This window comes from Streptomyces sp. NRRL S-378, from assembly GCF_000720645.1.
Taxonomy (GTDB): Bacteria; Actinomycetota; Actinomycetes; order Streptomycetales; family Streptomycetaceae; genus Streptomyces.
The window spans coordinates 41,721-64,798 of the sequence record NZ_JOBX01000049.1 but is presented as its reverse complement, the minus strand read 5'-3'; the positions used below and the strand labels follow the sequence as shown (position 1 = coordinate 64,798).

Annotated in this window: 22 protein-coding genes; 19 read left to right on the top strand and 3 right to left on the bottom strand. The window is 70.0% G+C overall.

Annotated elements, in window-relative coordinates; all coding sequences use genetic code 11:
* Positions 1-101 precede the first annotated feature (101 nt).
* The 19 genes from rho (at position 102) to IH80_RS0128175 (ending at position 18,968) form a co-directional block, all read left to right on the top strand.
* The gene (gene rho, locus IH80_RS0128265; protein WP_030964260.1) at positions 102-2,192 is read left to right on the top strand and encodes a transcription termination factor Rho; all 2,091 of its coding nucleotides are present in this window, start codon (positions 102-104) and stop codon (positions 2,190-2,192) included.
* Between the two features lie 389 nt (positions 2,193-2,581).
* The gene (locus IH80_RS0128260) at positions 2,582-3,682 is read left to right on the top strand and encodes an LCP family protein (RefSeq protein WP_030964259.1); all 1,101 of its coding nucleotides are present in this window, start codon (positions 2,582-2,584) and stop codon (positions 3,680-3,682) included.
* Between the two features lie 173 nt (positions 3,683-3,855).
* Positions 3,856-4,074: a 50S ribosomal protein L31 gene (gene rpmE / locus IH80_RS0128255; RefSeq protein ID WP_030008686.1), complete on the top strand. Its 219-nt coding sequence runs from the start codon at positions 3,856-3,858 to the stop codon at positions 4,072-4,074.
* A 126-nt stretch (positions 4,075-4,200) separates the two neighbouring features.
* Entirely contained in the window at positions 4,201-5,280 is a 1,080-nt protein-coding gene (prfA, locus tag IH80_RS0128250) for a peptide chain release factor 1 (protein WP_030964257.1), read from the top strand.
* 46 nt (positions 5,281-5,326) lie between these two features.
* Entirely contained in the window at positions 5,327-6,172 is an 846-nt protein-coding gene (gene prmC, locus IH80_RS0128245; RefSeq protein ID WP_030964256.1) for a peptide chain release factor N(5)-glutamine methyltransferase, read from the top strand.
* Positions 6,173-6,221: 49 nt separating this feature from the next.
* Positions 6,222-6,869, top strand: a complete 648-nt coding sequence (locus IH80_RS0128240) for an L-threonylcarbamoyladenylate synthase (RefSeq protein ID WP_030964254.1) — start codon at positions 6,222-6,224, stop codon at positions 6,867-6,869.
* Positions 6,866-7,498 (top strand): low molecular weight phosphatase family protein, encoded by a 633-nt coding sequence (locus IH80_RS0128235; RefSeq protein WP_030964253.1) that lies wholly within the window; start codon positions 6,866-6,868, stop codon positions 7,496-7,498. Before IH80_RS0128240 ends, IH80_RS0128235 begins: the two co-directional genes overlap by 4 nt.
* 96 nt (positions 7,499-7,594) lie before the next feature.
* Positions 7,595-8,824: a serine hydroxymethyltransferase gene (gene glyA / locus IH80_RS0128230; RefSeq protein ID WP_030964252.1), complete on the top strand. Its 1,230-nt coding sequence runs from the start codon at positions 7,595-7,597 to the stop codon at positions 8,822-8,824.
* A 104-nt stretch (positions 8,825-8,928) separates the two neighbouring features.
* The gene (locus tag IH80_RS0128225; RefSeq protein ID WP_199819318.1) at positions 8,929-10,275 is read left to right on the top strand and encodes an MraY family glycosyltransferase; all 1,347 of its coding nucleotides are present in this window, start codon (positions 8,929-8,931) and stop codon (positions 10,273-10,275) included.
* Between the two features lie 274 nt (positions 10,276-10,549).
* Positions 10,550-10,987 (top strand): hypothetical protein, encoded by a 438-nt coding sequence (locus tag IH80_RS0128220; protein WP_030964249.1) that lies wholly within the window; start codon positions 10,550-10,552, stop codon positions 10,985-10,987.
* Positions 10,988-11,228: 241 nt separating this feature from the next.
* The gene (gene atpB, locus IH80_RS0128215; protein WP_030964247.1) at positions 11,229-12,038 is read left to right on the top strand and encodes a F0F1 ATP synthase subunit A; all 810 of its coding nucleotides are present in this window, start codon (positions 11,229-11,231) and stop codon (positions 12,036-12,038) included.
* Positions 12,039-12,118: 80 nt separating this feature from the next.
* Positions 12,119-12,346, top strand: a complete 228-nt coding sequence (gene atpE / locus IH80_RS0128210; RefSeq protein ID WP_030386954.1) for an ATP synthase F0 subunit C — start codon at positions 12,119-12,121, stop codon at positions 12,344-12,346.
* Positions 12,347-12,386: 40 nt separating this feature from the next.
* Positions 12,387-12,929: a F0F1 ATP synthase subunit B gene (locus IH80_RS0128205; RefSeq protein ID WP_030826858.1), complete on the top strand. Its 543-nt coding sequence runs from the start codon at positions 12,387-12,389 to the stop codon at positions 12,927-12,929.
* Positions 12,926-13,741, top strand: coding sequence for a F0F1 ATP synthase subunit delta (locus IH80_RS0128200; RefSeq protein ID WP_030964246.1), 816 nt, complete (start codon positions 12,926-12,928; stop codon positions 13,739-13,741). Before IH80_RS0128205 ends, IH80_RS0128200 begins: the two co-directional genes overlap by 4 nt.
* A 129-nt stretch (positions 13,742-13,870) precedes the next feature.
* A complete protein-coding gene (gene atpA, locus IH80_RS0128195) occupies positions 13,871-15,466 on the top strand; it encodes a F0F1 ATP synthase subunit alpha (protein WP_030027378.1) in 1,596 nt (531 codons plus the stop codon).
* Positions 15,467-15,486: 20 nt separating this feature from the next.
* A complete protein-coding gene (locus tag IH80_RS0128190) occupies positions 15,487-16,404 on the top strand; it encodes a F0F1 ATP synthase subunit gamma (protein ID WP_030964245.1) in 918 nt (305 codons plus the stop codon).
* Complete coding sequence (gene atpD / locus IH80_RS0128185; protein ID WP_030768913.1) at positions 16,404-17,846, top strand: F0F1 ATP synthase subunit beta; 1,443 nt, start codon at positions 16,404-16,406, stop codon at positions 17,844-17,846. Before IH80_RS0128190 ends, atpD begins: the two co-directional genes overlap by 1 nt.
* 140 nt (positions 17,847-17,986) lie before the next feature.
* Positions 17,987-18,358, top strand: a complete 372-nt coding sequence (locus IH80_RS0128180; protein ID WP_030027381.1) for a F0F1 ATP synthase subunit epsilon — start codon at positions 17,987-17,989, stop codon at positions 18,356-18,358.
* 163 nt (positions 18,359-18,521) lie between these two features.
* Positions 18,522-18,968 (top strand): DUF2550 domain-containing protein, encoded by a 447-nt coding sequence (locus IH80_RS0128175; protein ID WP_030826849.1) that lies wholly within the window; start codon positions 18,522-18,524, stop codon positions 18,966-18,968.
* Positions 18,969-19,054: 86 nt separating this feature from the next.
* Here IH80_RS0128175 and IH80_RS0128170 read toward each other — a convergent pair whose 3' ends face one another.
* The 3 genes from IH80_RS0128170 to IH80_RS0128160 all read right to left on the bottom strand — a co-directional run bounded on the left by IH80_RS0128170 (position 19,055) and on the right by IH80_RS0128160 (position 22,916).
* Complete coding sequence (locus IH80_RS0128170) at positions 19,055-20,956, bottom strand: glycoside hydrolase family 18 chitinase (RefSeq protein WP_078906780.1); 1,902 nt, start codon at positions 20,954-20,956, stop codon at positions 19,055-19,057.
* A gap of 125 nt (positions 20,957-21,081) precedes the next feature.
* Positions 21,082-21,735, bottom strand: coding sequence for a response regulator (locus IH80_RS0128165; RefSeq protein WP_030964242.1), 654 nt, complete (start codon positions 21,733-21,735; stop codon positions 21,082-21,084).
* Positions 21,732-22,916: a sensor histidine kinase gene (locus tag IH80_RS0128160; protein WP_037881320.1), complete on the bottom strand. Its 1,185-nt coding sequence runs from the start codon at positions 22,914-22,916 to the stop codon at positions 21,732-21,734. The genes IH80_RS0128165 and IH80_RS0128160 overlap by 4 nt, the downstream gene beginning before the upstream one ends.
* Positions 22,917-23,078 lie beyond the last annotated feature (162 nt).

The following is a 23,078-nucleotide window of genomic DNA, read 5'->3' as shown; positions in this document are numbered from 1 at the left end:
GACCACCGCCCCGGCACGGTCCACACCTAGGACCGTCGTCGGACAGCACAACCGGTCGCCGAGCCAGACAGGCCGACGTCCGCTCCAGGGAAGGACCCTTCGTGAGCGACACCACCGATCTGATGGGCGCTGCCGACACCTCTGTCGACACCAGTGCCCCCGCCGCGGGCGCCGCGCCCAAGCGTCGTCGCACCGGCACCGGCCTTGACGGCATGGTCCTCGCCGAGCTGCAGCAGGTCGCGTCGGGCCTCGGTATCAGGGGCACCGCGCGGATGCGCAAGAGCCAGCTGATCGAGGTCATCAAGGAGGCGCAGGCGGGCAGCGGTGCCCCCAAGGCCGCCGCCTCCGCCGCGGACACCGCCGAGGCCAAGCCGAAGCGCCGCGCCACCAGCAAGGCCCGTACGGCTGCCGCCGACGCCGCACCGGCGGAGGCCCCCGCGGCCCCCGCCGAGAAGCCCGCCGCCGCGCAGGCGCAGATCGAGATCCCGGGCCAGCCGGCCAGCGAGGACGCCCCGGCCGGCGAGCGCCGCCGCCGCCGCGCCACGGCCCCCTCCGGCAGCCCGGAGGGCTCGGCCCCCGTCTCCGTACAGGTCGAGCAGAAGGCCGACACGGCCACCGCCACCGCGCCCGCCGAGACCAAGGCGGAGGCCGCCACGGCGGTCTCCGCGGGCCAGGCGCAGGGCCAGGACGGCGAGGGCCGCGGCCGTCGCGACCGTCGTGAGCGCGGCGACCGCCAGCGCGACCGCCGTGAGCGCGGCGCCAAGGCAGACGACCAGGGCCAGGGCGGCCAGGGTCAGGGCCAGGGCCAGGCCGCGCAGGGCGGCCAGGGCGGCGGCCGTCAGGACCGCGCCGACCGTCAGGACCGCGCCGACCGTCAGGACCGCCAGCAGGGCGGCCGCGGCCAGGGCCAGCAGGGCCGCCAGGACGGTGGCCCGCAGGACGACTTCGACGACGAGGGCGGCCGCCGTGGCCGTCGCGGCCGCTACCGCGACCGCCGTGGCCGTCGCGGCCGTGACGAGTTCGCGCCGAACGAGCCGCAGGTCGCCGACGACGACGTGCTGATCCCCGTCGCGGGAATCCTCGACATCCTGGACAACTACGCGTTCATCCGGACCTCGGGCTACCTGCCCGGCCCCAACGACGTGTACGTCTCCCTCGCCCAGGTCCGCAAGGCGGGTCTGCGCAAGGGCGACCACACCACGGGTGCCGTGCGCCAGCCCAAGGACGGCGAGCGCCGCGAGAAGTTCAACGCCCTGGTGCGCCTCGACTCGGTGAACGGCATGGCGCCCGAATCCGGCCGCGGCCGACCGGAGTTCCAGAAGCTGACGCCCCTGTACCCGCAGGACCGGCTGCGCCTGGAGACCGACCCGGGCGTGCTGACCACCCGCATCATCGACCTCGTGTCGCCGATCGGCAAGGGCCAGCGCGGTCTGATCGTGGCCCCGCCGAAGACCGGCAAGACCATGATCATGCAGGCGATCGCCAACGCGATCACCACCAACAACCCCGAGTGCCACCTGATGGTCGTCCTGGTCGACGAGCGTCCGGAAGAGGTCACCGACATGCAGCGGTCGGTCAAGGGCGAGGTCATCTCCTCGACCTTCGACCGCCCGGCCGAGGACCACACCACCGTCGCCGAGCTGGCCATCGAGCGCGCCAAGCGTCTCGTCGAGCTGGGTCACGACGTGGTCGTCCTGCTGGACTCCATCACCCGTCTGGGCCGCGCGTACAACCTCGCGGCGCCCGCCTCCGGCCGCATCCTGTCCGGTGGTGTCGACTCGACCGCGCTGTACCCGCCGAAGCGCTTCTTCGGTGCCGCGCGCAACATCGAGGACGGCGGCTCGCTGACCATCCTGGCCACCGCGCTGGTCGACACCGGCTCGCGCATGGACGAGGTGATCTTCGAGGAGTTCAAGGGCACCGGCAACATGGAGCTCAAGCTCGACCGGAAGCTCGCCGACAAGCGCATCTTCCCGGCCGTCGACGTCGACCCGTCGGGCACCCGCAAGGAGGAGATCCTCCTCAACGCGGAAGAGCTCGCCATCGTCTGGAAGCTGCGCCGGGTGCTGCACGCGCTCGACTCGCAGCAGGCGATCGAACTGCTCCTCGACAAGATGAAGCAGACGAAGTCGAACGCCGAGTTCCTGATGCAGATCGCGAAGACGACCCCGTCGGGCAAGAACGACGACTGAGGTCCGTCATCCGGCGCCCCGCGCCGGTGGTGAGGCATCGCCACGGCAGCCCCCGTCCGCACCGCGCGGCCGGGGGCTGCCGTGCTTTCCGCGGCCCCCGGCCAGGAGCGCCCCCGGAGGGCTCCTGGAGACCTCCGGGGGCCGTACGGCCCCCGTGCGAGCTTCGCCACACCACACCCGCTGCGCGGCTCCCGGGCGCACACCCCGAAACCGCAGGTGAAGTAGGGGCTACGCAGAGTTTGTACCGATTCCTACGCAAGTGCTGGCCGTTCGGGGGTTGCGCCCGACGTGGAACTCTTCATGGCATTCGCCCGTCTGTGTCAGAGGACCCGCGGGGCGGACGGCGGGCCGGTACGGACCCGGGGACCGGACTCAGGAGTGAAGAGAGCATGACCGAGGACAGCAAGGGCCGGGGCCGGCGGGCCGCGGGCCGCCGCCGACGCAAACCGGCGACGCGCCGCAGGGCCCTCGTCATAGCCGGCTGGAGCGCCGCCGCGGTGGTCCTGCTGGGCGGGGCGGGCGCCGGCTACTTCTACTTCAAGCTCAACGGCAACCTGAAGACCGTCGACATCGACCAGGCGCTGGGCACCGACCGCCCCGCCGATGTCGACAACGGGTCGATGGACATACTCGTCCTCGGCTCCGACTCCCGCGGCGGCGCCAACGGCGCGTACGGGCAGGACGACGGCGGCTCCGCCCGCTCCGACACCGCGATGATCGTCCACCTGTACGAGGGCCACGAGAAGGCCAGCGTCGTGTCCATACCCCGCGACACCATGACCTCCCGCCCCGAGTGCCCCACGGGCAAGGGGAAGGCCGACCCCGGTGGCAAGCGCCGGCAGTTCAACGAGGCCTACACCGTCGGCGGCGCCGCCTGCGCGGTCAAGACCGTCGAGAAGATGTCGGGGATCCGCATGGACCACTACATCGAGGTCGACTTCACCGGCTTCAAGAAGATCATCGACACCCTCGGCGGCGTCGAGGTCACCACCACCAAGCCGATCAAGGACGAGTACAGCCACCTCGACCTCCCGGCCGGCCCCAACAAGCTGAACGGCGAGCAGGCCCTCGGCCTGGTCCGCACCCGCCACGGCGTCGGGGACGGCGGCGACCTCGGCCGGATACAGCTGCAGCAGGCCTTCATCAAGGCGCTGATCAAGCAGGTCAAGGGCGTCGGAGTGTTCGACAACCCCAAGAAGCTGCTCGACCTCGCCGACGCCGGGACCAAGGCGCTCACCACCGACAAGGCGCTCGGCGACGTGAAGTCCCTCGCCGGCTTCGCCCAGAGCCTCCAGGGCATCGACGCCGGCGACATGCAGATGATCACCCTGCCCGTGACCACGGACGCGCTCGACGCGAACCGCGTCACACCCCTGCAGAAGGAGTCCAGGATGGTCTGGGACGCCCTGCTGGCCGACCGGCCGATCCCCGCCGAGGCCACCGTGAACTCCACCGGCGACAAGAGCGCCGCGGGGACCGTCGTCCAGTAGGCGCACCCGCGGAACGGACCCCGGAATAGACCGGGACCCCTTCCCGTTGAAGCAGGCGTCCTCAGAATTTTGACAGGCGGCCCGGTCCTGGCAGACTGGTCTGTCGGCCCCGGTTCACGCAGTGCGCAATTCGGCTCCTGCGACCCGGCGCCCTCCCGAATCTAGGAGACACCTTGAAGCGCGATGTTCACCCCGAGTACGTCGAGACCGCGGTCAGCTGCACCTGCGGCGCGTCGTTCACGACCCGTAGCACCCTGACCGAGGGCACCATCCGTGCCGAGGTCTGCTCCGAGTGCCACCCGTTCTACACGGGCAAGCAGAAGATCCTCGACACCGGTGGCCGCGTGGCCCGCTTCGAGGCGCGCTTCGGCAAGGGCGCGGCCAAGAAGTAGCGCGACCCAGGCGCCGGTCTGCGGCCGCCCCCTGTCCACTCGGGGGCGGCCGGACCGGCGCCTTTGTCGTCGTTCAAGCCCGTCACCCGTGCAGTCCCCCCGCACTTTCACCACAGGAGTCCCCCGATGTTCGAGGCGGTCGAGGAACTGGTCGGCGAACACGCCGACCTTGAGAAGCAGCTCGCCGACCCTTCGGTCCACTCCGATCAGGCCAACGCGCGCAAGCTGAACAAGCGCTACGCGGAGCTGACCCCGATCATCGCGACCTTCCGTGCCTGGAAGCAGACGGGCGACGACATCGAGACGGCGAAGGAGCTCGCGGCCGACGACCCGGACTTCGCCGCCGAGGTCAAGGACCTGACCCAGCAGCGCGAGGAGCTCACCGAGAAGCTCCGCCTGCTGCTCGTCCCGCGCGACCCCAGCGACGACAAGGACGTGCTCCTCGAGGTCAAGGCGGGCGCGGGCGGCGACGAGTCCGCCCTGTTCGCCGGCGACCTGCTGCGCATGTACCTGCGCTACGCCGAGCGCGTGGGCTGGAAGACCGAGATCATCGACGCCACCGAGTCCGAGCTCGGCGGCTACAAGGACGTCCAGGTCTCCGTCCGCACCAAGGGCGGCAACGGCGCCACCGAGCCCGGCCAGGGCGTGTGGGCCCGCCTGAAGTACGAGGGCGGCGTGCACCGCGTCCAGCGCGTTCCGGCCACCGAGTCCCAGGGCCGCATCCACACCTCCGCCGCCGGCGTGCTCGTCACCCCGGAGGCCGAGGAGGTCGAGGTCGAGATCAACGCGAACGACCTCCGCATCGACGTGTACCGCTCCTCCGGCCCCGGCGGCCAGTCCGTCAACACCACCGACTCGGCCGTGCGCATCACGCACATCCCGACCGGTGTGGTCGCCTCCTGCCAGAACGAGAAGAGCCAGCTCCAGAACAAGGAGCAGGCCATGCGCATCCTGCGGTCGCGCCTGCTGGCCGCCGCCCAGGAGGCCGCCGAGCAGGAGGCCTCGGACGTGCGCCGCAGCCAGGTCCGCTCCGTCGACCGGTCCGAGAAGATCCGTACGTACAACTTCCCGGAAAACCGGATCTCGGACCACCGCACCGGATTCAAGGCGTACAACTTGGACCAGGTGCTCGACGGTGACCTCGACGCGGTCATCCAGGCCTGCGTGGACACGGACTCCGCGGCCAAGCTCGCCGCCGCGAACTGACCGAAACCCGCACACCCCCCGTACGACAGCAGCCCGGAGGACCAGCGTGAACTTGCTGCTTGCCGAGGTGGCCCAGGCCACCCAGCGGCTGGCCGCCGCCGGCGTGCCCTCACCGCGCTTCGACGCGGAGGAGCTCGCCGCCTTCGTGCACGGCGTCAAACGGGGGGAACTGCACCACGTCAAGGACGCGGACTTCGACGCCCGCTACTGGGAGGCCGTCGCCCGCCGCGAGGCGCGCGAACCGCTCCAGCACATCACCGGCCGCGCCTTCTTCCGGTACCTGGAGCTCCAGGTCGGGCCCGGGGTGTTCGTACCCCGGCCCGAGACCGAGTCGGTCGTGGACTGGGCCATACAGTCCGTCCGGGCGATGGACGTCGTCGAGCCGCTGATCGTCGACCTGTGCACCGGGTCCGGCGCGATCGCGCTGGCCATGGCGCAGGAGGTGCCGCGCTCGCGCGTGCACGCGGTCGAGCTGTCCGAGGACGCCCTGCGGTGGACCCGCAAGAACGCCGAGGGCTCCCGGGTCACCGTCCACCAGGGCGACGCCCTGAGCGCGCTGCCCGAGCTCGACGGCCAGGTCGACCTGGTCATCTCCAACCCGCCGTACATCCCGCTCACCGAGTGGGAGTACGTCGCGCCCGAGGCCCGCGACCACGACCCGGAGATGGCGCTCTTCTCCGGCGAGGACGGACTCGACACCATCCGGGGCATCGAGCGCACCGCCCACCGGCTGCTGCGGCCCGGCGGCATCGTCGTCGTCGAGCACGCCGACACCCAGGGCGGCCAGGTCCCGTGGATCTTCGCCGAGGAACGGGGCTGGGCCGACGCGGCCGACCACCCCGACCTCAACAACCGACCGCGCTTCGCCACGGCCCGCAAGGCGCTGCCGTGACCGGCGCGACGAACCCCGCCACCCCCCTGCTGCACGAGGAGGCCCGCTGATGGCCCGGCGATACGACTGCAACGACGCGACGGACCGCAAGACGGGCCTGCGTGAAGCCGCATCCGCCGTGCGCCGCGGCGAGCTCGTCGTGCTGCCCACCGACACCCTGTACGGGATCGGCGCGGACGCCTTCAGCCCGGAGGCCGTGCACGACCTGCTCGCGGCCAAGGGACGCGGCCGCGGCATGCCGACCCCGGTGCTCATCGGTTCCCCGAACACCCTGCACGGCCTCGTCACGGACTTCTCCGAGCAGGCCTGGGAGCTCGTCGACGCCTTCTGGCCCGGCGCGCTGACGCTGGTCGCCAAGCACCAGCCGTCGCTGGCGTGGGACCTCGGCGACACTCACGGCACCGTCGCCGTCCGCATGCCGCTGCACCCGGTCGCCATCGAGCTGCTGACGGAGGTCGGCCCGATGGCGGTGTCCTCGGCCAACCTCTCCGGGCACCCGGCCCCCGAGGACTGCGACGCGGCGCGCGAGATGCTCGGCGACTCGGTGTCCGTCTACCTGGACGGCGGTCCGACGCCCGGCATCGAGCCGTCGTCGATCGTCGACGTCACGGGCAAGGTTCCCGTGCTGCTGCGCGAGGGAGCGCTCAGCGCCGACCAGCTGCGGGAGGTCGTACCCGACCTCGAGGTGGCCCCGTGAGCCCTGAGGGGCGTGGCATAGCAGGGGGAAGCACTTTCCGCATACTCCACGTCAGCACGGGCAACGTGTGCCGCTCGCCCATCACCGAGCGGCTGACCCGGCACGCCCTCTCGCACCGCCTCGGCGGCCCCGTCGGCGGCGACCTCATCGTGGAGAGCGCCGGCACGTGGGGCCACGAGGGCGCCCCGATGGAGGCGAACGCGGCGGCCGTGCTCGCCGACTTCGGGGCCGACGCGACCGGGTTCACCGGCCGCGAGCTGCTGGACGAGCACGTCATACGCGCCGACCTGGTGCTGACCGCCACGCGCGACCACCGTGCGCAGGTCATCTCGATGGGGCATTCGGCGGGGCTGCGCACCTTCACACTCAAGGAGTTCACCCGGCTGGTCCGGGCCATAGATCCGGCCACGCTGCCGCCGCTGGACGACGGCATGGCGGAGCGGGCACGGGCGCTCGTACGGGCCGCCGCGGCGTTGCGGGGGTGGCTGCTGGCGCCGTCGCCCGACGCGGACGAGGTGTACGACCCGTACGGCGCGCCGATCACCTTCTTCCGCTCCATCGGCGACGAGATCAACCAGGCACTGGACCCCGTGGTGACGGCCCTGACGGGCGTCGCGGCCCGCCGCTGACCCCGGCGGCCGGAGGGGGCGGGAGGCGTCGGCAGGGCGTCGTGGGGGGTGCGGGCCTACAGTGGCTGGTAACCCGGTACCCCCTGGAGTCGCGCCATGAGCGTCATCACCCAGCCCACGGACCTGCTGCGCCGACAGGACCCGCAGATGGCCGACGTGCTCGACGGGGAGGCCCGCAGGCAGGCCGGCACGCTGCAGCTGAGCGCGGCGGAGAACTTCACCTCGACGGCCGTGCTGGCGACGCTGGGGTCCACGCTCGCCAACAAGTACGCCGAGGGCTACCCCGGCGCCCGCTACCACGGCGGGTGCGAGTACGCGGACCTGGCCGAGAGGACGGCCATCGAGCGGGCCAAGGCGCTGTTCGGGGCCGAGCACGCGAACGTGCAGCCGCATTCCGGCTCCTCGGCCGTCCTGGCCGCGTACGCGGCGCTGCTGCGGCCGGGGGACACCGTGCTGGCGATGGGGCTCCCGTACGGGGGGCACCTCACCCACGGCTCGCCAGCCAACTTCTCCGGGCAGTGGTTCACCTTCGTCGGGTACGGGGTCGACGCCAGGACCGGTCTCATCGACTACCGGCAGGTGCAGGACCTCGCCCGGGCGCACCGGCCGAAGGCCATCGTGTGCGGGTCCATCTCCTACCCCCGCCACCCCGAGTACTCCGCGTTCCGGGAGATCGCCGACGAGGTCGGGGCGTACCTGATCGCCGACGCCGCCCATCCCATCGGCCTGGTGGCGGGCGGGGCCGCGCCGAGTCCGGTGCCGTACGCCGACGTCGTGTGCGCGACCACCCACAAGGTGTTGCGCGGGCCGCGCGGCGGGATGGTCCTGTGCGGCGCCGAGTTCGCCGAGCGCATCGACCGGGCGGTGTTCCCGTTCACCCAGGGCGGGGCCCAGATGCACACCATCGCCGCCAAGGCCGTCGCCTTCGGCGAGGCGGCCCGGCCGGCTTACGCCACCTACGCCCACCGCGTCGTCGCCAATGCCCGGGTGCTCGCGCGCGCGCTGGAGGAGCACGGGTTCACGGTCACCACCGGCGGGACGGACACGCACATGATCACCGCGGACCCGGCGGCGCTGGGCGTGGACGGCCCGACCGCCCGCGGCCGGCTGGCCGCCGCCGGGATCGTGCTGGACACCTGCGTCCTGCCGTACGGGGACCAGCGGGGCGTCCGTCTGGGAACGGCCGCCGTGACCACCCAGGGCATGGGGGAGACGCAGATGCGCCGGATCGCGGAGTTGTTCGCGGCCGCGCTGCACGGGGAAGCCGCGAAGACACGTACGGAGGTCGGCGAGCTCACGGAGGGATTTCCCCCTTACGGGGAGTAAATGGGGCAAGAGGGGTGTAGTGGAACCGGTATACCGCCCCCTCGCGTCCTCGGGAGAGGGGACATCGCAGCTAATGTGTGGGGCTGAGATGGCCGGCGATACATCTGGGGCAGCCAGTGCGTGAATATCTGCTGACGCTTTGCGTCACGGTCGCGGTGACCTACCTGCTGACCGGGCCCGTGCGGAAGTTCGCGATCGCGGCCGGGGCCATGCCGGAGATCCGCGCCCGCGACGTGCACCGCGAGCCGACGCCGCGCCTCGGCGGGATCGCCATGTTCGGCGGCCTGTGCGCGGGCCTGCTGGTCGCCGACCACCTGCAGAACCTCAACGCGGTCTTCGAGAAGTCGAACGAACCGCGCGCACTGCTCTCCGGCGCCGCCCTGATCTGGCTGATCGGCGTACTGGACGACAAGTTCGAGATCGACGCCCTGATCAAGCTCGGTGCGCAGATGATCTCCGCCGGTGTGATGGTCATGCAGGGTCTGACCATCCTGTGGATCCCGGTGCCCTTCATCGGTACCGTCCCGCTCACCCAGTGGCAGGGCAACCTGCTCACCGTGGCCCTCGTCGTGATCACCATCAACGCGGTGAACTTCGTGGACGGCCTCGACGGCCTCGCCGCCGGCATGGTCTGCATCGCCGCCGCAGCGCTCTTCCTCTACGCCTACCGGATCTGGTTCGGCTACGGCATCGAGTCCGCGGCGCCCGCCACCCTCTTCGCGGCCATCCTGATGGGCATGTGCCTGGGCTTCCTGCCGCACAACATGCACCCCGCCCGGATCTTCATGGGCGACTCCGGCTCGATGCTCATCGGCCTGGTGCTGGCCGCCGCGGCGATCTCCCTGACGGGCCAGGTGGACCCGGACGCGCTGGCGCTGTTCGCCGGTGGTGAGCGCAACGCGACGCACGCGATGCTCCCCGCGTACATCCCGCTGATCCTGCCCCTGACGGTGATCGCGATCCCGATGGCGGACCTGGTGCTGGCGATCGTGCGCCGCACCTGGAAGGGCCAGTCGCCGTTCGCGGCCGACCGCGGGCACCTGCACCACCGACTGCTGGAGCTCGGCCACTCGCACAGCCGGGCGGTCCTGATCATGTACTTCTGGTCGGGCCTGATCGCCTTCGGCACCGTCGCCTACTCCGTGCACTCCACCGCGATGTGGATCGTGCTGGTGATCGCCGTGCTCAGCGCGGTGGGCCTCTTCCTGCTGCTCCTGCCGCGCTTCACGCCGCGCACCCCGGCCTGGGCCGAGCGCCTGGTCCCGCCGCGCTACCGGCACGCCGCACGGGCGGCGGCAGCGGCGGCGGAGGCGGCCGCACAGGACGCCTCGGGCGCCGAGCCGCAGCCCGCCAGGCCGATCGCCGCGGGCGTCTCGGGCGTCAACGGAGCGACCGCCGTGGGCCCCCGTTCGCGCTTCCCCGAGCGGCGTAAGGCTGAATCCACGCGCTGACACCGGCGCCACATGTCCGACATGGTCGCCCATTAGCAGACAGTCGACCCTCCTGTCGTGCACACACGCGCATGGTCACTCTCATGTGTGACAGTCGGCACACCCGCCAGGTAAAGCTCTCATCAAATAGTTTGTGATACCGTTCACTAAACCCGGCGACAGAGCCGAAGGACCGTAGTGCGACGGTTCCTTGGCCCGAGGTTCTCTCTCGGACCGGGCTTACGCTCGTCCCGTACGAGTCCAGTGCCCCCACCACCACGCGGAGCAAACCGCCATGCGGTCAGATGACGTCCGATCCCTTCTGCAAGCCGCCGTGCCCACGGCCATCGCCGGCGCACTCGCCGCGTTGATCAGTGGGCTGGTCGTCGGCGGCAAGGGCGCGGTCGGAGCCGTCGTCGCGACGCTGGTCGTGATCCTGTTCATGGGCATCGGATTCATCGTCCTGCAGCGCACGGCGAAATCGCTTCCGCACCTCTTCCAGGCCATGGGGCTCATGCTCTACACGGCCCAGATCCTGCTGCTTTTCGTCTTTGTCGCAGCGTTCAAGAACACGACGCTGTTCAACCCCAAGGCCTTCGCCATCACGCTCGTCGCCACCACCCTGGTGTGGATCGCCGCGCAGACGCGTGCCCACATGAAGGCCAAGATCCTTTACGTCGAACCGGACTCGGTGAAGGGCGACAAGCCCGAAAATCCGGGATCGAAGTCGTGAAGGGTAGGGCCGGGATAAGTGGGCGTTCGAGATCCTGCTATCGTCCGGTGCCAACTGCGGCACTGCGGGCGCGGGCATCTGAGCTGACGCCTGTTCCATCGCGAGGCTCGATGCCTGACTGCCGCCCCACCATCCGTTACACCAGTCCAGTGCCGAACCGCGGCCGTGCGCCGCGCCGACACAACGAGGTTGCCGTACCTATGCGCCACGCTGAAGGAGCCCTGCGGTGAGTGCTGCTGACATGACGCTCGCCTTCGAGATCAATTGTCATTTCGAAGACGGCACTGGCTGCGGCTTCCCGGGCCCGACCCTGTACTCGTTCCTGTTCGACCCGATCTTCGGTGACGCGGACAGCAACCTGTACTTCAACAAGACGATGCTTCTGGCCCTGCTGGGCTCGATCGTCATCGTCGGCTTCTTCTGGGCCGCGTTCCGGAAGCCGAAGGTCGTCCCGGGCAAGCTGCAGATGGTCGCCGAGGCCGGCTACGACTTCGTGCGCCGCGGCATCGTCTACGAGACGCTGGGCAAGAAGGAGGGCGAGAAGTACGTCCCCTTCATGGTCGCGACGTTCTTCTTCGTCTGGATGATGAACCTCTGGTCGATCATCCCGCTCGCCCAGTTCCCGGTGACCGCGGTCATCGCGTACCCGGCCGGTCTCGCCCTCGTCATCTACGTCATGTGGATGTCGGTGACCTTCAAGCGCCACGGCTTCGTCGGCGGCTTCAAGAACATCACGGGCTACGACAAGACGCTCGGCCCCGTCCTGCCGATGGTCATGGTCATCGAGTTCTTCTCGAACGTCCTGGTCCGTCCCTTCACCCACGCGGTCCGACTGTTCGCGAACATGTTCGCCGGTCACACCCTGCTGCTGCTGTTCACGATCGCCAGCTGGTACCTGCTGAACGGGATCGGCATCGCTTACGCGGGCGTCTCGTTCGTCATGGTCATCGTGATGACCGCGTTCGAGCTCTTCATCCAGGCCGTCCAGGCCTACGTCTTCGTGCTGCTGGCTTGCAGCTTCCTGCAGGGCGCGCTCGCCGAGCACCACTGAGCGCCGCCCGCTCCCAGCAATCCCCCCAGTCGTCCGGTGGCCAACCCCCACCGGTCCGTGAAAGAGAAGGAAGAACTGGCATGTCCCAGACCCTTGCTGCCGTCACCGGTTCCCTCAGCTCCGTTGGCTACGGCCTCGCGGCGATCGGCCCCGGCGTCGGCGTCGGCATCATCTTCGGTAACGGCACCCAGGCGCTCGCCCGTCAGCCCGAAGCTGCCGGTCTGATCCGCGCCAACCAGATCCTCGGCTTCGCCTTCTGTGAGGCGCTCGCCCTCATCGGTCTGGTCATGCCGTTCGTCTACAGCTGACGAACCCCACGACTAGTTCGAATCGACGAAAGGCACTGATGTGAACCTCCTGGTTCTGGCGGCCGAGGAGCCTCAAAACCCCCTCGTCCCGCCGATCCCCGAGCTCGTCATCGGTCTGATCGCCTTCGTCATCGTCTTCGGTTTCCTCGCGAAGAAGCTCCTCCCGAACATCAACAAGGTTCTGGAAGAGCGCCGCGAGGCCATCGAGGGCGGTATCGAGAAGGCGGAAGCCGCTCAGACCGAGGCCCAGAGCGTCCTGGAGCAGTACAAGGCCCAGCTCGCCGAAGCCCGGCACGAGGCCGCGCGCCTGCGCCAGGAAGCGCTGGAGCAGGGCACTGCGCTGAAGGAAGAACTGCGCGCAGAGGGCCAGCGGCAGCGTGAGGAGATCATCGCTGCCGGCCACGCCCAGATCGCGGCAGACCGCAAGGCCGCCTCTCAGGCGCTGCGTCAGGACGTGGGCAAGCTCGCCACCGACCTGGCCGGCAAGCTCGTCGGCGAGTCCCTCGAGGACCACGCCCGGCAGAGCCGCACCATCGACCGCTTCCTCAGCGAGCTTGAGGAGAAGGCCGAGGCGGCCCGATGAACGGAGCGAGCCGCGAGGCGCTGGCCTCCGCGCGCGAGCGTCTCGACGCGCTGACGGACAACACGTCCGTCGACGCGGCGAAGCTCGCCGGTGAGCTGGCCGCTGTCACCGCGCTGCTCGACCGTGAGGTCTCGCTGCGTCGGGTCATCACGGACCCGGCGCAGGCCGGCGAGGCCAAGGCCGAGCTCGTCGCTCGGCTGCTCGGCGGTCAGGTCGGCGGGGAGACCCTCGACCTGGTGTCCGGCATGGCCCGGTCCCGCTGGTCGCAGTCCCGCGACCTGGTGGACTCGCTGGAGGAGCTGGCGGCCACCGCCGACCTCACGGCGGCCCAGCAGGCCGGCGTGCTCGACGACGTCGAGGACGAGATCTTCCGCTTCGGCCGGATCGTGTCCTCGAGCACCGAGCTGCGTGCCGCGCTGACCGACCGCGCGGCGACCGCCTCCGCCAAGAGCCAGCTGCTGCGCAGCCTGCTCAACGGCAAGGTGAGCGCCGTCACCGAGCGCCTGGTGATCCGTCTTGTCACCCACCCGCGTGGACGTAGCCTGGAAGCGGGCCTCGAGTCCCTTTCCAAGCTCGCCGCAGAGCGCCGTGACCGCATGGTCGCCACCGTGACCAGCGCGGTTCCGCTCAGCGACGTGCAGAAGCAGCGTCTCGGCGCGGTGCTGGCCAAGCTGTACGGCCGCCAGATGCACCTGAACCTGGACGTGGACCCCGAGGTCCTCGGCGGGATCTCGGTGCGAGTCGGCGACGAGGTCATCGACGGCACCATCGCGGACCGCCTCGCAGAGGCGTCCCGCCGCATGGCCGGCTGACCAGCCACCAAAAGTACAAAGCATTCCTAGCGGCCCGGTTGGGCCGTGCAGAACTTGCAGAAGATTCCTGGGGGTCGCCCCCAGACCCCTAAGAAGCTTCAGGCCCAACAAGGAGAGCAGGGAACCCAGATGGCGGAGCTCACGATCCGGCCGGAGGAGATCCGGGACGCACTGGAGAACTTTGTCCAGTCGTACCAGCCGGACGCGGCCTCGCGCGAGGAGGTCGGAACGGTCAGCGTTGCCGGCGACGGCATCGCGAAGGTGGAGGGCCTGCCCTCCGCCATGGCGAACGAGCTGCTGAAGTTCGAGGACGGCACCCTCGGTCTCGCCCTCAACCTCGAGGAGCGCGAGATCGGTGCGATCGTCCTCGGCGAGTTCAGCGGTATCGAGGAGGGCCAGCCGGTGCAGCGCACCGGTGAGGTTCTCTCCGTAGGTGTCGGCGAGGGCTACCTCGGCCGTGTCGTCGACCCGCTCGGCAACCCGATCGACGGCCTCGGCGAGATCGCGACCGAGGGCCGCCGCGCCCTCGAGCTGCAGGCCCCGGGCGTCATGGTCCGTAAGTCGGTGCACGAGCCCATGCAGACCGGCTACAAGGCCGTCGACGCGATGGTGCCGATCGGCCGTGGCCAGCGTCAGCTGATCATTGGTGACCGTCAGACCGGCAAGACCGCTCTGGCCGTCGACACGATCATCAACCAGCGCGACAACTGGCGCTCGGGCGACGTGAACAAGCAGGTCCGCTGCATCTACGTCGCCATCGGCCAGAAGGGCTCGACCATCGCGTCCGTTCGCGGCGCCCTGGAAGAGGCCGGCGCGCTCGAGTACACGACGATCGTCGCCGCCCCGGCGTCCGACCCGGCCGGCTTCAAGTACCTGGCGCCGTACACCGGTTCCGCCATCGGTCAGCACTGGATGTACGCCGGCAAGCACGTCCTGATCATCTTCGACGACCTGTCGAAGCAGGCCGACGCCTACCGCGCCGTGTCGCTGCTGCTGCGCCGCCCGCCGGGCCGTGAGGCCTACCCGGGTGACGTCTTCTACCTGCACTCCCGTCTGCTGGAGCGCTGCGCGAAGCTGTCCGACGAGATGGGCGCCGGTTCGATGACCGGTCTGCCGATCGTCGAGACCAAGGCGAACGACGTGTCGGCGTTCATCCCGACCAACGTCATCTCCATCACCGACGGCCAGTGCTTCCTGGAGTCCGACCTGTTCAACGCGGGCCAGCGCCCGGCGCTGAACGTCGGTATCTCCGTCTCCCGCGTCGGTGGCTCCGCCCAGCACAAGGCCATGAAGCAGGTTTCGGGTCGTCTCCGCGTCGACCTGGCCCAGTACCGCGAGCTGGAGGCGTTCGCCGCCTTCGGTTCCGACCTGGACGCCGCGTCGAAGGCCTCGCTGGAGCGCGGCAAGCGCATGGTCGAGCTGCTGAAGCAGGGCCAGTACCAGCCGATGCCCGTCGAGGAGCAGGTCGTCTCCGTCTGGGCCGGCACCACCGGCAAGATGGACGACGTCCCGGTCGCCGACATCCGTCGCTTCGAGTCGGAGCTGCTGGAGCACCTGCGCCGCGAGCGCAAGGACCTCCTGACCTCCATCGCGGAGGGCGGCAAGATGTCGGACGACACCCTCGGCTCGATCGCCGACGCCATCGCGGCCTTCAAGCGCCAGTTCGAGACCTCGGACGGCAAGCTCCTGGGCGAGGACGTGCCGGCCGTCAACGTCTCCAAGTGACGACGGAAGGGACCTGACTCATGGGAGCGCAGCTCCGGGTCTACAAGCGTCGCATCCGTGCCATCACGGCGACCAAGAAGATCACCAAGGCGATGGAGATGATCGCCGCCTCGCGCATCGTCAAGGCGCAGCGCAAGGTGGCGGCGTCGATGCCGTACGCGACCGAGCTCACCCGTGCGGTGACCGCGGTGGCGACCGGTTCGAACAACAAGCACGCCCTGACCACCGAGGTGGAGGCGCCGACCCGCGCCGCGGTCCTGCTCATCACGAGCGACCGCGGTCTGGCCGGCGGCTACTCCTCGAACGCCATCAAGCAGGCGGAGCGGCTCACCGAGCGGCTGCGTGCCGAGGGCAAGGAGGTCGACAGCTACATCGTCGGCCGTAAGGGTGTCGCCTACTACGGCTTCCGTGAGCGCAAGGTCACGGACTCGTGGACCGGCTTCACCGACAGCCCGGCCTACGCCGACGCCAAGCGCGTCGCGGGTCCGCTGATCGAGGCCATCCAGCTGGAAACGGCCGAGGGCGGCGTCGACGAGCTGCACATCGTCTACACGGAATTCGTGTCGATGATGACGCAGAACGCGGTCGACGGCCGGATGCTGCCGCTCAGCCTCGACAAGGCTGCGGAGGAGGACGGTGCGAAGGGCGAGATCCTTCCGCTGTTCGAGTTCGAGCCGTCGGCGGAGGACGTCCTCGACGCCCTTCTGCCGCGCTACGTCGAGAGCCGGATCTACAACGCACTGCTGCAGTCGGCCGCTTCCGAGCACGCCGCCCGCCGCCGCGCGATGAAGTCGGCGACCGACAACGCCGGGGACCTCATCAAGAGCCTCTCCCGGCTTGCCAACGCGGCCCGCCAGGCCGAAATCACCCAGGAAATCAGCGAGATCGTCGGTGGCGCCAGCGCCATGGCCGACGCGACCGCGGGGAGTGACAAGTAATGACGACCTCTGTTGAGACGGCCGCTGCCACGGGCCGCATCGCCCGGGTCATCGGCCCGGTCGTCGACGTGGAGTTCCCCGTCGACGCGATGCCCGAGATCTACAACGCGCTGAAGGTCCAGGTCGCCGACCCGGCCGAGGACGGCGCGCTCAAGACGCTGACCCTTGAGGTCGCCCAGCACCTGGGTGACGGCCTGGTCCGCACCATCTCGATGCAGCCCACCGACGGTCTGGTCCGCCAGGCCCCGGTGACCGACACGGGCGAGGGCATCACCGTCCCCGTCGGCGACTTCACCAAGGGCAAGGTGTTCAACACCCTGGGTGAGGTGCTCAACTACCCCGAGGCGAACGCCGAGGTCACCGAGCGCTGGCCCATCCACCGCAAGGCCCCGAGCTTCGACGAGCTCGAGTCCAAGACGGAGATGTTCGAGACCGGCGTCAAGGTCATCGACCTTCTCACCCCGTACGTCAAGGGTGGAAAGATCGGTCTGTTCGGTGGTGCCGGTGTCGGCAAGACCGTTCTGATCCAGGAAATGATCTACCGCGTCGCCAACAACCACGACGGTGTGTCGGTGTTCGCGGGCGTCGGTGAGCGTACCCGTGAGGGCAACGACCTCATCGAGGAGATGGGCGACTCGGGCGTCATCGACAAGACCGCCCTCGTCTTCGGCCAGATGGACGAGCCCCCGGGCACCCGTCTGCGCGTCGCCCTGGCCGGTCTGACCATGGCGGAGTACTTCCGCGATGTTCAGAAGCAGGACGTGCTCTTCTTCATCGACAACATCTTCCGGTACACCCAGGCGGGTTCCGAGGTGTCGACCCTGCTCGGCCGTATGCCCTCCGCGGTGGGTTACCAGCCGAACCTGGCCGACGAGATGGGTCTCCTCCAGGAGCGCATCACCTCGACCCGTGGTCACTCGATCACCTCGATGCAGGCGATCTACGTCCCCGCGGACGACCTGACCGACCCGGCGCCGGCGACCACCTTCGCCCACCTCGACGCGACGACGGTTCTCTCCCGTCCGATCTCCGAGAAGGGCATCTACCCGGCCGTGGACCCGCTGGACTCGACGTCCCGCATCCTCGACCCGCGGTACATCGCGGCGGACCACTACGCGGCCGCCATGCGTGTCAAGGGGATCCTGCAGAAGTACAAGGACCTCCAGGACATCATCGCGATCCTCGGTATCGACGAGCTGGGCGAGGAGGACAAGCTCGTTGTCCACCGTGCCCGTCGCGTCGAGCGCTTCCTGTCGCAGAACACCCACGTGGCGAAGCAGTTCACCGGTGTGGACGGTTCGGACGTTCCGCTCGACGAGTCGATCACCGCGTTCAACGCGATCTGCGACGGTGAGTACGACCACTTCCCCGAGCAGGCGTTCTTCATGTGCGGTGGCATCGAGGACCTGAAGGCCAACGCCAAGGAGCTGGGCGTCTCCTGATCCGGCGCGCTCCGCGAGGGGCGCATCCGGTTCGCAGGTTCGACGGAGAGGGGCGGGTGTGTCCCGTCCCTCTCCCCACGCCCATTAGAATTTGACCCAACACCCGGCCGACCCGCCGGGTGGTGACCCGAGGAGCCACCTTGGCTGCTGAGCTGCACGTCGAGCTGGTCGCGGCGGACCGCAATGTCTGGTCCGGCGAGGCCACCCTTGTTGTCGCCCGCACCACGTCCGGCGACATCGGCGTCATGCCCGGTCACCAGCCGCTTCTCGGTGTGCTGGAATCGGGCCCGGTGACCATCCGCACCAGCGAGGGCAACACTGTCATCGCCGCGGTGCACGGCGGATTCATCTCGTTCGCGGACAACAAGCTGTCCCTGCTGGCCGAGATCGCCGAGCTCGCGGACGAGATCGATGTCCAGCGTGCGGAGCGGGCACTGGAGCGCGCGAAGGCGGAGGCCGACGCGGCCGCCGAGCGTCGCGCGGATGTCCGGCTGCGCGCCGTAACGGGCTGAAAAGCCCGTCGGAGTTTCAACCGCTGAGTCCCGGAGGGCGACCTTCGGGGCTCGGCAGACCTCAGCCGCGGTCCGTTCTGGAATTTTCCAGACCGGGTCGCGGCTGAGGCGATGCAGGTCCGTTTTTTCTCATGCGTATCGATGAGCGAGGAGGTCGGTGAAGATGCTCCTCGCTCTGCTTGTGAGCGGCCTGGTCGTAGCCCTGGTGGTGATCGGGCTGTTCGTCTTCGGACTGCGCCGCAGACTGATCCAGCGGTCCGGCGGCACCTTCGACTGCAGCATGCGCTGGGGGGTCGCCGAGGAGCCCGACATCTCCGGCAAGGGCTGGGTGTATGGGGTCGCCCGCTACAGCGGTGACCGGATCGAGTGGTTCCGGGTGTTCTCGTACTCCCCGCGCCCGCGCCGGCTGCTGGAGCGTTCCTCCATCGAGGTCCTGGCCCGCCGCGCCCCGGAGGGCGAGGAGGAGCTGGCCCTGCTGTCCGATGCCGTCGTGCTCGGCTGTCTCCACAGGGGGACGCGCCTGGAGCTGGCGATGAGCGAGGATGCGCTGACGGGCTTCCTGGCCTGGCTGGAGGCGGCGCCGCCCGGCCAGCGGGTGAACGTCGCCTAGGACGGGCCGTTACCCCGGAGGGGTACGTGAGGGCATGAAGAAGCCGGGGAGAACGGGGGCGGACCCGTCTCCCCGGCTTCGGTCCGTTACCGGAGCCCGGTGTGGACCGCGTTGGCGAGCTCGCCGTTCGCGGTGTCGCCGCTGAACTCCCAGTAGAAGGCTCCCCTGAGGCCTTGCTGCTTGGCCCAGGTCATCTTCCCGGCGATGGTGGCGGGGGTGTCGTAGCTCCACCAGTTGCTGCCGCACTTGGCGTAGGCCGTGCCGGCGACGGTGCCGGTGGCCGGGCAGCTGTTCTTGAGCACCTTGTAGTCCTCGATGCCCTGCTCGTACGTGCCGGGGGCCGGGCCGGTGGCGGAGCCGCCGGGGGCCGCCTGGGTGACGCCGGTCCAGCCGCGGCCGTAGAAGCCGATGCCGAGGTTGAGCTTGGAGCCCGGCACGCCCTTGGCCTTGAGCTTGGCGATGGCGTCGGCCGAGTTGAAGCCGGCCTGCGGGATGCCGGCGTACGAGGTCAGCGGGGAGTGGGGGGCGGTGGGGCCCTGGGCCGCCCAGGCGCCGAAGAAGTCGTACGTCATGACGTTGTAGAAGTCGGTGTACTGCGCGGCGCCCGCGTAGTCCGCCTTGTCGATCTTGCCGCCGTCCGAGGCGTCGGCGGTGATGGCGGCGGTGACCAGGTTGTTCGCGCCGAAGCGGGACTTCACGGCCTGCATCAGGTTCTTGAAGGCCGCCGGGCCGCTGGTGTCGCAGGACAGGCCGCAGGCGTTCGGGTACTCCCAGTCCAGGTCGATGCCGTCGAAGACGTCGGCCCAGCGCGGGTCCTCGACCAGGTTGTAGCAGGACTGGGCGAAGGCGGCCGGGTTGGCGGCGGCCTGCGGGAAGCCGCCGGACCAGGTCCAGCCGCCGAAGGACCACAGGATCTTGATGTTCGGGTACGCCTTCTTCAGCTTGCGCAGCTGGTTGAAGTTGCCGCGCAGCGGCTGGTCCCAGGTGTCGGCCACGCCGTCGACGCTCTGGTCGGCGGTGTAGGCCTTGTCGTAGTCGGCGTAGGCGTCACCGATCGTGCACTGACCGTTCTGGACGTTGCCGAAGGCGTAGTTGATGTGCGTGATCCTGCCCGCGGTACCCGAGGTGACCAGGTTCTTCACGTGGTAGTTGCGTCCGTAGACGCCCCAGTTGGTGAAGTAGCCGAGCTTGACCTTGTCGCCCGGGTCCGGGGGGTTGACCCCGCCGGTCGTGGTGACCGTGGCGGAGCCGGAGGAGGGGCCGGTCTGGTCGATGGTGTCGCGGGCGGTGACGCTGTAGGTGTACGTCGTGCCCTTGGTCAGGCCCGAGTCCGCGTAGCTGGTGCCGGTGACCGTGGCGATCTTGGCGGAGCCGCGGTAGACGTCGTAGTTCTTGACCCCCTTGTCGTCGGTGGCCGGGGTCCAGGTCAGGGTCAGCGAGGTGTCGGCGACGTTGCTCGCGGCGGGGGTGCCGGGGGCGGTGGGGGGATTGTCGCCGGGCTGGGTGCCGCCGTCGCAGGAAGCGCCGTTGATCTTGCAGCCGCTGGGGGCGCCGGAGCCGGAACCGTTGAAGCCGAAGCTGGCGGTGGCCCCCGGGGCGAGGGTGCCGTTCCAGCCGACGTTCTTGGCGGTCCAGTGGGTGCCCGAGCCCGTCACGGTGGCGTCCCAGGCCGAGGTGACCGCGGTGCCCGCCGGATAGTCCCACTCCACGGTCCAGCTGCTGAGCGTGGTGGTGCCGGTGTTCTTCACCACCCATTTGCCCTCGAAGCCGGAACCCCAGTCGGAGACCTTGGTGTACGTCGCGGTCGCCGCGGCCGCGGCCTGGGCCGGGCCGGCCAGGGCCACGAGCCCCGTGACGGGCAGGGCGAGCGCGGCGAGGACCGCCGCGACCCTGGTGAAGAACCGGGTGCGCCTGGTGGGGGGTGGGGATGCTGTGCTCAAGGGTGCTCCTCCGTAGGTCCGTCGCGGCCGTGGGGCCGACTGCGACATGGGGGTGGGACCTGCGCCGCCCGTGAGCACGCTTTGTCATGGCACGCTCACCACAGTGTTGCCGTGAGAGTAGAAAGGTCTGGACCAACCGTCAAGAGGTCCAGACCGGTGCCGCCCGCCGTCCGTCAGATCCCCAACTCCTGTGCCAGGACCGCCGCTTGGAGTCTGCTGCGCAGTTCCAGCTTGCCCAGCAGACGGCTGACGTGCGTCTTCGCCGTCGCCTCCGCCATGCCCAGGCGTTCGGCGATCTCGGCGTTCGACAGGCCCTCGCCCAGTGCGCCCAGCACCTCCCGCTCACGCCGGGTGAGGGAGGCGACCGCCGCCGCCCGCTCGGGTGCAGGGGCGGTCCGCGCCGGGCGCGGCGCGGCGAACTCGGCGATCAGCCGCCGGGTCACCGCCGGGGCGATGAGCCCCTCCCCGCGCGCGACGGTCCGTACCGCCGCGATCAGCTCGGCCGCGTCCGCGTTCTTCAGCAGGAAGCCCGCGGCGCCCGCCCGCAGCGCCCCGAAGACGTACTCGTCGAGGTCGAAGGTGGTCAGCACCAGCACGTCCGCCAACCCCTCCTCCACGACCTGGCGGGTCGCGGACACCCCGTCGAGCCGGGGCATCTGCACGTCCATGAGGACGAGATCCGGCCGCAGCTCCCGGGCCAGGCGCACCGCCTCCTCACCGTCGGCCGCCTCGCCCGCCACCTCGATGTCGCCCGCGCTGCGCAGGATGAGCACCAGCCCGGCCCGCACCGCGGCCTGGTCCTCCGCCACCACCACCCGGATGCTCACATCTCCACCGCTTTCTCCTCGGCGGGCAGGATCGCCCGCACGTGCCAGACGGTGCCGGCCCGGCCCGCCGTGAACTCCCCGCCCAGCAGTTCCGTGCGCTCCCGCATGCCGACCAGCCCGGCGCCAGAACCGGGCGCGCGGGGTCCGGGGCGCTCCCCGTAGGGCGAGTCCACCACCACGCTCAGCAGGCCGTCCTCGTGCGCCACGCGGACCGTGACCGTGCCGGGGGCGGCGTGCTTGAGGGCGTTGGTCAGGGACTCCTGGACGATCCGGTACGCCGCCAGCTCCACGGGGGCCGCCGCGGGCTCCCCGGAGGGCCGGTCGTCGTGCAGGACGAAGGTCAGCCCGCTCGCCGAGCCGTTGGTACCGGCCTGTCCGATCAGGGCGTCGAGGCCGTCCAGCGAGGGCACCGCCACCGGCTCCTGGTCGCCCCCGGCATCGCGCAGCAGCCCGATCAGGCGGCGCATCTCGGCCAGCCCCTGCACGCTGTTCTCGCGGATGACCCCGAGCGCGTCACGGCTGGTCTCGGCCGTGTCGATGGAGAGCGCGGCGGTGGAGTGGATGGCGATGGCGGAGAGGTGGTTGGCCACCATGTCGTGCAGCTCGCGGGCCATCCGGGCGCGCTCGGCGGCCACGGCCTGGCTGCGGTCCATCTCGGCCAGCAGTGCCGTCTGCTCGGCGCGCAGCCGGGCGGCCTCGGCTGCCTCGCGGTGGTTGCGCAGAGTGGCGCCGGTCAGGGCCGGGGCGAAGCTCACGATGCCGGTGACCGCGCCGATCAGCAGGGCCTGGGGGGTGCGCAGCCAGGCCAGTGAGGCGACGGTGACGACGACGGTGATCAGCCCGGTGGTGACCGGGAGCCGCCGGGCCATGGCCGGTTTTCCGTAGACGACGGCGGCGTACATGAGGTCGGTGAAGATCACGACGGTGGCGAGGCTGCCGACGGTGAACTGGTCGGCGATCACCCCCACGGTGCCGACGGCCAGGGTCACCCGCGGGGCGGTGCGGCGCAGCAGCTCCATCGCGCCGAGCGCCACGAGGGGCACCAGGGCGGCCCAGGCAGGCAGGGCGCCGCGCCCTGGGCTGCTGTAGACCCCGAGCGACCAGAACGCCAGGCCCGCGGCCACGCTGACCACCGCGAGGAGGACGTCGTCACGGTGGGGGCGCAGACTCTTCTCGGTCACGGTCCCATCCAACAGGGTGCACGGCTCCCGCACGTCGGCGGAGCGGCCGAGGCGCGGCTACATCGAAGGATGCAGGTGCACATGGTCCGTGGCGACGACGTACCGGCCGCCGTCGGACGGGAGGCTGAAGGGGAACGACGCACCCGAGCGGACGGAGAATCC